This window comes from Photorhabdus heterorhabditis (assembly GCF_018448905.1).
In the GTDB taxonomy this organism is placed as follows: Bacteria; Pseudomonadota; Gammaproteobacteria; order Enterobacterales; family Enterobacteriaceae; genus Photorhabdus; species Photorhabdus heterorhabditis.
The window spans coordinates 1-6,832 of sequence record NZ_RCWA01000074.1; the positions used below are offsets into that span (position 1 = coordinate 1).

At 51.8% G+C, this 6,832-nt stretch carries 4 protein-coding genes and 1 pseudogene; all 5 read right to left on the reverse strand.

Translation table 11 applies throughout. From position 1 onward, the window contains the following. Positions 1-96 precede the first annotated feature (96 nt). Complete coding sequence (locus EAE89_RS22050; protein WP_214086582.1) at positions 97-537, reverse strand: hypothetical protein; 441 nt, start codon at positions 535-537, stop codon at positions 97-99. A 15-nt stretch (positions 538-552) separates the two neighbouring features. Beyond that, entirely contained in the window at positions 553-1,401 is an 849-nt protein-coding gene (locus EAE89_RS22055) for a hypothetical protein (RefSeq protein ID WP_214086583.1), read from the reverse strand. A 9-nt stretch (positions 1,402-1,410) separates the two neighbouring features. Next, positions 1,411-3,786 carry a type VI secretion system Vgr family protein gene (locus EAE89_RS22060; protein WP_422615521.1) on the reverse strand — a complete coding sequence of 792 codons (2,376 nt, stop codon included), beginning with the start codon at positions 3,784-3,786 and terminating at the stop codon, positions 1,411-1,413. Then, the gene (tssH, locus tag EAE89_RS22065) at positions 3,786-6,464 is read right to left on the reverse strand and encodes a type VI secretion system ATPase TssH (protein ID WP_214086585.1); all 2,679 of its coding nucleotides are present in this window, start codon (positions 6,462-6,464) and stop codon (positions 3,786-3,788) included. The genes EAE89_RS22060 and tssH overlap by 1 nt, the downstream gene beginning before the upstream one ends. 243 nt (positions 6,465-6,707) lie before the next feature. Next, positions 6,708-6,832 (reverse strand): annotated as a pseudogene (locus EAE89_RS22070) (type VI secretion system tube protein Hcp); the annotation flags it as partial.

Sequence of the window (6,832 nt, forward strand, 5' to 3'; positions counted from 1 at the left end):
GATGGCAGGACGAACAAGTAAAACAGGCAGCCCCTTACGGGTACAAAAACTACAGCCCGGGTTAATCACAATAAAATCTCCTGTATTGCACACTCTTTATTTCAGGTTTTCCGGGTTAAGACGACCCAGCAGCGCTTCATTCGCGTCGCTAAAGATAATCGATAGCAGGATCTGACTTTTTAAATTGTCATCGGCTTTCCATACGCCATCCTTTTGATATATCGATATTTTATCCGTCACATCATAGTAACGGGGTATCGGTTCCCCGACTTTGACTTGTTTAACCCGCATCTTTACCGGACATAGCAAGACGTTGGCTTTGTCTTGTGAGGGTTCGCATTTACCCGTTTTTTCGACTGATTGGAAAAACAGTTGATCACTGGGATAACGATTAAATTTCTTTGATAATTCTTCAGGTTCATCAAAGCTGGACTGGATAGCCTTTTCAATTTGGTTGGTATACGGAGCGCTGTCGCATCCGGTTAACGCCATGCTGAAAACAACCAGGCTAAAAATGTGTTTCTTCGGGATCATCATGCAAAATTCCATCAATTAAAGTTGTAGGTAATTAATTTTACTGGTCATTTCCTGCCACTGTTCATCCGTCCAGCGACCGGTGATACGCTGGTAATACCCCACATTCTGTTGGCACCGACCCAATAGCGCCTTCATTTTCGGCGCTTGATGAAACTCTTCACCCAAGGTGACACCATGTAGTGCAAAAGCCGTCAGATCCTGTTTATCGGTTAATGACCACTGCGTCATGGCGATATTAAATAGCGCATCAATACGACGGCTAAGCGCCTGCCGCTCCCCCATATCAGAGGTCACTGGCAACTGGGCCAGTACCTGATTAATCAGGCCAATACGTTGAATTTGGGCAAGTGACACTGGTGTTTCTCCTTGCTGGTAACGGACTTTCTCCGGGAAGGCCAGCGTATGCCAGTTACCCTCCAGCCAGAATGTCCAGTGTGTAATGTCATCCGAAGCAATCCGGCGTGAAAATGCCCAAGGCCCCATCATCCAGTGCAAATGAAACAGGACACGGGGATCGTAATAACTCAGAATATGCCCCTGCTGTTTTTCCTTGAGATACAAGGCATCAACCAGAACATTCTTTATTGCTTCTGGAGACAAATCGCTTTTAAGCAGTAAAGTGAAAAACGGTCGAGAACCGGGATCGGTTTTCCGGCGTGCTTCATTGAGCAGGCGGGACCAAACATCAGACGGTAACTCGTGCAACGGTAACAGCCAGGGATATAAATGCGCCTGAGAAACAAGCAGCGGTGAAACAACTTCAATCACTGGCAATACTTCCGGTAACTGTTGTACAACCACGCGATCAATCAACGCATATTGATGTTCAGCAAATGCCCGCGGCTCAGTCAAATAATCAGTCATATCAATTCCTTAGCCTAATGGCACCGTCGCGTCACCCCGTTCGGTCGCTTCGGCAACCACCACGTCACAGGCAGTAAAATCGGGATAAGGCACATCCAGCTTTGCCGGCTCGGTATAATCGAAATTCGCGCTTTTGACGTTAAAATCGCCCGGAGAACCGTGTTCAATCTTGCCGGGTTCCAGCGTCAGATAGGAACCACCACACTGCAAAGTGATTTTCTTTTTAGCTGAGATCAGGATTTCGTCATCACTACTGGTGATAGTCACGCCTTTCTTAGCAACGACTTCAATACCATCAGTTTGAGCTTGCACCTGAATCTTCCCGGCAGCCGCAACCAGTTTCATACCTAGCTCATGTACAAAAACCACCATTGATTTTTTCGCTGCCAGTACCATACGTTTCAACGACGAGATTTCAGTGTTGCCGCCAGCAGTCATCACCAGATTTTTACTGGCACTGTGCTGAATATGTTGCGGTGTTGACAGCGCAATCCCCCCTGACGCACCAGCGACAATCACCGGTTCCCGCAATTGCTCGACATTCCGTTGTAGAAAATGCTGTTGGGTATCACTATCCAGTGGATCAATCTGTGCCGTTTGCAGCAGATCAGAGAGCGATTCTGCTAATGACAACGCATCAGCAAGCTGGCGTTTGATTTCATCCATATCCAGTTGTTTGCCACTGGCTTTAGACTGCCCCTGCGTACTCAACAACAGCCCTTTCCCCGCCCGAATAGCCCCCCAGTCGTCGGTTCGCAGCTCAAAGCCTTCACCGCGTTTATTCGGATGTGGTCTCTGTCCATCCACCAGATGGCCCAGATTGAGCTGACTTTTTCCGCCGTATTCGGTACTTAATTTGATGTGTTCTTTGCCACGCTCATCGTCCATACGCAGTTTGTTGTTCGCTGGTGTGCGCAGCACATTGCGCTTGTAGTTGTAACGGGTCACATGATCTTCATGCCGCGAGTCATGCAGCGCATGGGCGATATAGGGCCGGTCCGGGTTGCCCTGTTCAAATGCCACCGCCACTTCGGTCCCCTGGAGCAACGGCCAGTGGAATCCGTAGGTGCTGCCCGCATACGGGCGGGCTAACCGGACCCACAGGCTTTCTCCCCCCAGCGGCCATTCGTCCAGATCAAAATCAAACTTGATGCGGTAACGCCCCATTTTGTCGATATGGCTGTAGGTGTCTTTCGGCCAGTCACTGGTCACCCGCGCTGGCACGGTGCCGGCAATCACCGGACGTTCCCGCAATGCCGGTCGGTAGCTGATGATTTCGCTGTACGGAATGCCGATAAAACTGACCAGATAGTTGCTGTCCCGCCGAGCGGTGCTCTCGGTTGAAACAATCAACACCCCTTTCTTCAACATCGGCGGTACCTCGCCAGCCATTTCCAGCACCAGACCCGGCTCTAAAACCGGCGACGAGCTTTTACCGCTGATAAGGTGCTGATGGCACAGGTCGCGCTCATGGTGTAACCGGGCATAAAAGCCGGCAGTTTCAACCGCTGGCTGGATCTTTTCACCCCGCGTCAGGAAATGGTCGCCATAGCGATAGATCTCACCTTCGGTCGTGCTATCCCGCTCCCGCATGACCTGAAATTGCAGATAATTCTCCGCTTCCCGGTAGTTGTAATCCCGGACTGTCACCCCCTGCGTCACCACCTGATGGGCGAAATGTAAATCCCACACCGAGTCACCGGTGTTGTGATTCATTCCCGCCGGGTTAAGCAGCGGCAAAGTGACGTCGTACTGGTAATTGCGCTGGTTATCACCAAACCGCACCACTTCAATCCCCAGCCGGCTGTCCACCTCGAAGCGATACCAGATCCCCACCTCCGCTAAGATCCGCTGAATAAACGCCAGATCACTTTCCTGCCACTGCACCACCAGTTCCCGCCGGGGGTACTCCCGCACCAGTGTGAACAGAAAATCCTGTCCGCGAAAACCGTGTCGATCACGCAGGATCTTTTCCACTATTTCCGGTACCGACTGGTTCTGGTAAATGGCACAACGTTGGGTGTGGCGCAGCAATGCCAGACGCGGCTCCAGACAAGCCTGATAGTGGGTTTCATCCACCGAGGTGGAAACCCGGTTAAACCGGGTGATCACGCCATACACTTTACGCCCCGGCTCCGGGCTTTCAGGCGCCTGCAAGATAAACGTGGCCGATTTTTTCAGCATTACCGCCGGGTCGATATCCCGGGTGGTACTGGTGAAATCAAGGGTGTAGCAATAAGGGGCGAACAGGCGTTCTTCCCCGGTGAAGCTGAACACATCCAGCGCCGCCTCACAGCGCCGGACTTCAAGCCGGTAGCGGCAGTGGCCCGTCAGCGCCGTTTTACCCGCCTGACGTTGGCGGGCCAGCAACATTTTTCTATCCATCATGCATTTTCCCCGTTATCAGATCCGGCAGTCTGTTCAGTGAAAGCAAGGATGATCCCCTCTTCTTCATTGAAACCTAACGTTACGCCGACAGGTTTATGGTGATGTGCCAGACGTTCCAGCAACGCCTGCGATAACACCGGTAAGATTTGTTGATTGAGTAGGCTGTCGATATTGCGCGCCCCACTGTCCGGCAACAGGCAAGCATTGACCAGCGTGTCGCACAAGCCGCTTTCCACCGTGCAGGTCAGGCCATAATGGGTGTTCAAACGCCGGGTGACTTGCCCCAGTTTGATATCCACAATCCGTCTGAGCGCTTCCGCCGGTAACGGGCGATAAATCACGGTTTGGAAACGGGCGAGCAATGCAGGCTGAAAGTGATCACGCAATATGGGGCGTAACAATTCATGCTGGGTGGCGGTTGGAGCATCGGGCTGTTGTGCCAATAACGCCATCAGTTGATCACTACCCAGATTAGAGGTCATCAAAATGACGGTATGACGAAAATCGATCTCGCGCCCTTCACCATCCCGCATAAAACCGCGATCAAAGACCTGATAGAACAGGTTCAATACGTCACGATGCGCTTTTTCGACTTCATCCAACAACACGACGCTGTAAGGGCGCTGACGTACCGCTTCCGTCAAAATACCGCCCTGTCCGTACCCCACATAACCCGGCGGTGAACCTTTCAACTGAGAAACCGTGTGCGGTTCCTGATATTCCGATAGATTGATAGTAATTAGTGAACGTTCGCCCCCAAACAAGCAGTCGGCCAATGCCTGCGCGGTTTCGGTTTTCCCCACCCCACTCGGCCCCACCAGCAGAAAGACGCCCAGTGGACCCTGTTCCGGTGTCAAACCAGTTTTAGCCGCGCGTAAACGTTGGGCTATTTCCCGCAGTGCCATATCCTGACCAATAACCCGGTCGCCTAAATGCTGCTCCAGATGTAACAGATCGGTTTGTTCGTCTTTCAGCAAACTGCTTAACGGTATCCCCGTCCAGTCGGCAACCACCGTCGCAACGGTGCGTACATCCACATTCAATGAGAGTAACGGCTCACTGCCCTGTAATATTTCCAGTTCCTCTATGCTTTTCTTGAGTTCAGTCGTTTTGGGGGAATGCTGACGTAAGTCAAGAATGCGCTGAGCCAGACGCTTTTCGCTCTGATACTGTTCGGTGAGTTGTTCAGTCTGGTGTGCAACCTCTTCACACCGAACCGCAATCTCCTTTAAGCGGGTGTTATCTTCTTCCGTCGGCAGCATAATCCGATCCGCTTCAATCGCTTGCTGCTCCATTTCAAGGGCCGTCAGTTGTGCCTGACGTTGTGTCAACGCTTCCGGCACAGTATCCAGACTCATCCGTACCCGGGCGCTGGCAGTGTCCAGTAAATCCACCGCTTTATCCGGGAGCTGACGCCCGGTCAGGTAACGGCGGGATAAGGTGACCGCGGCTTTAACAGCAGCATCCTGAATATGAACACCATGATAACGGGCATAACGCTCTTTCAGACCGCGCAGCATCAGGCAGGCGGTTTCATCATCCGGTTCATCCACTTTGATCATCTGGAAACGCCGTTCCAGTGCCGCATCCCGTTCAAAATATTGTTTACATTCCGACCAAGTAGTGGCGGCAATCGTGCGTAATACACCCCGAGCTAGTGCAGGTTTTAGCAGGTTAGCGGCATCAGCACCGCCCGCCTGATTACCGGAACCAATCAACGTATGAGCTTCATCAATAAACAATAAGATCGGGGTTGATGACTGCTGTACTGCCTCAATCACGTTTTTCAGTCGCTGTTCAAATTCACCTTTGACCCCAGCGCCCGCCTGCAATAGCCCCAGATCCAGCGCTCGCACACTGACGGTTTTCAGGCTATCAGGCACCTGACCACCCGCAATACGCAAGGCCAATCCTTCCACCAGTGCAGTTTTTCCTACCCCCGGTTCACCGACTAGGATCGGATTGTTTTTACGCCGGCGCGATAAAATGTCGATCATCTGACGGATTTCGTTGTCACGGCCAAACACGGGATCAATATGGCCTTCGGCGGCACGCGCCGTTAAATCCTGCGTAAATTTGTCCAATACTCCCTGCAACGCCGGTGATAATGCCGGAGAATTTTGAACAGGTTTATCAGGAGATGTTTCTGCCACCGCAGAATCCCCGCGGCTACCGGCCAAACGTGCCGCCGCCTGTACTTCCAGGCGCTCTTCTGAATGCCTGTCCAGCAGCGGGCGCAAATGTTGTAATTGGCTCACACTCAGGCTCATCAACGGCCAGCCATCATGAGTACTCAACCAAGCCGGCTGACCGCGCAGTACCTGCAAAAGGTGCACTGAACGAATAGATTCATTACCCTCTTCTTGGGAAGCAACAAACCAAGCGATTTGTAATAAACGACATAATCCATCCGACAACCGTGGACGTTGACTGATGCTGTGGGGCAAGCGGTCAATGGTGGTCAACAAAGATTGCCACAACGAATGCATATCCCATTCGTAACGCCGGGCAATCACAGTAATATCGCCCTCACCGTCTTCAAGTAGTTTTAGCAACCAGTGTTCCACCGTAATTTCAGCATGTGCTCGTGTCTGGCAGAATGCCGCTGCCGCGTTTAATGCCTGTGCGCAATAGGGATTTAAGCGACGCAATAATGAAGTCGATACCGTATCCATATAAAGTTCCGGTGTTAATAAGAGGTCAGGTCACATTCGAGGAATAAGCCGTTTTGCCATAGCTACCGCACGGCTGAAGCTCATCCGTGATTTTTTGCTCAAAATGTGCCCGTCCCCGGGGATTAAAATGGTTAGTCTGGGGGGATAGCCCACCCAGTGCCCGCGATCAATCGGTGCAGCAACAACGCTGCACCGATTGGATTAAATAGCTGCCATTCCTCCGACATAGCAGCCGATCAGCCATTACGCCTGACTGCGCTCATTCCACGCATCCGAGTGAATGATGTTGCCGTCTTTGTACGTCCAGGTGATTTTTTCGTAGCGGAACTCAACCTGTTCCAGATGGTTGTGTTTCTCTTTGGCAGGAT

What these genes read in the sequence shown, in the direction of transcription:
- EAE89_RS22050 (WP_214086582.1), bottom strand. Translation starts at nt 537, where the DNA reads ATGATGATCCCGAAGAAACACATTTTTAGCCTGGTTGTTTTCAGCATG.
- EAE89_RS22055 (WP_214086583.1), bottom strand. Translation starts at nt 1,401, where the DNA reads ATGACTGATTATTTGACTGAGCCGCGGGCATTTGCTGAACATCAATAT.
- EAE89_RS22060 (WP_422615521.1), bottom strand. Translation starts at nt 3,786, where the DNA reads ATGGATAGAAAAATGTTGCTGGCCCGCCAACGTCAGGCGGGTAAAACG.
- tssH (WP_214086585.1), bottom strand. Translation starts at nt 6,464, where the DNA reads ATGGATACGGTATCGACTTCATTATTGCGTCGCTTAAATCCCTATTGC.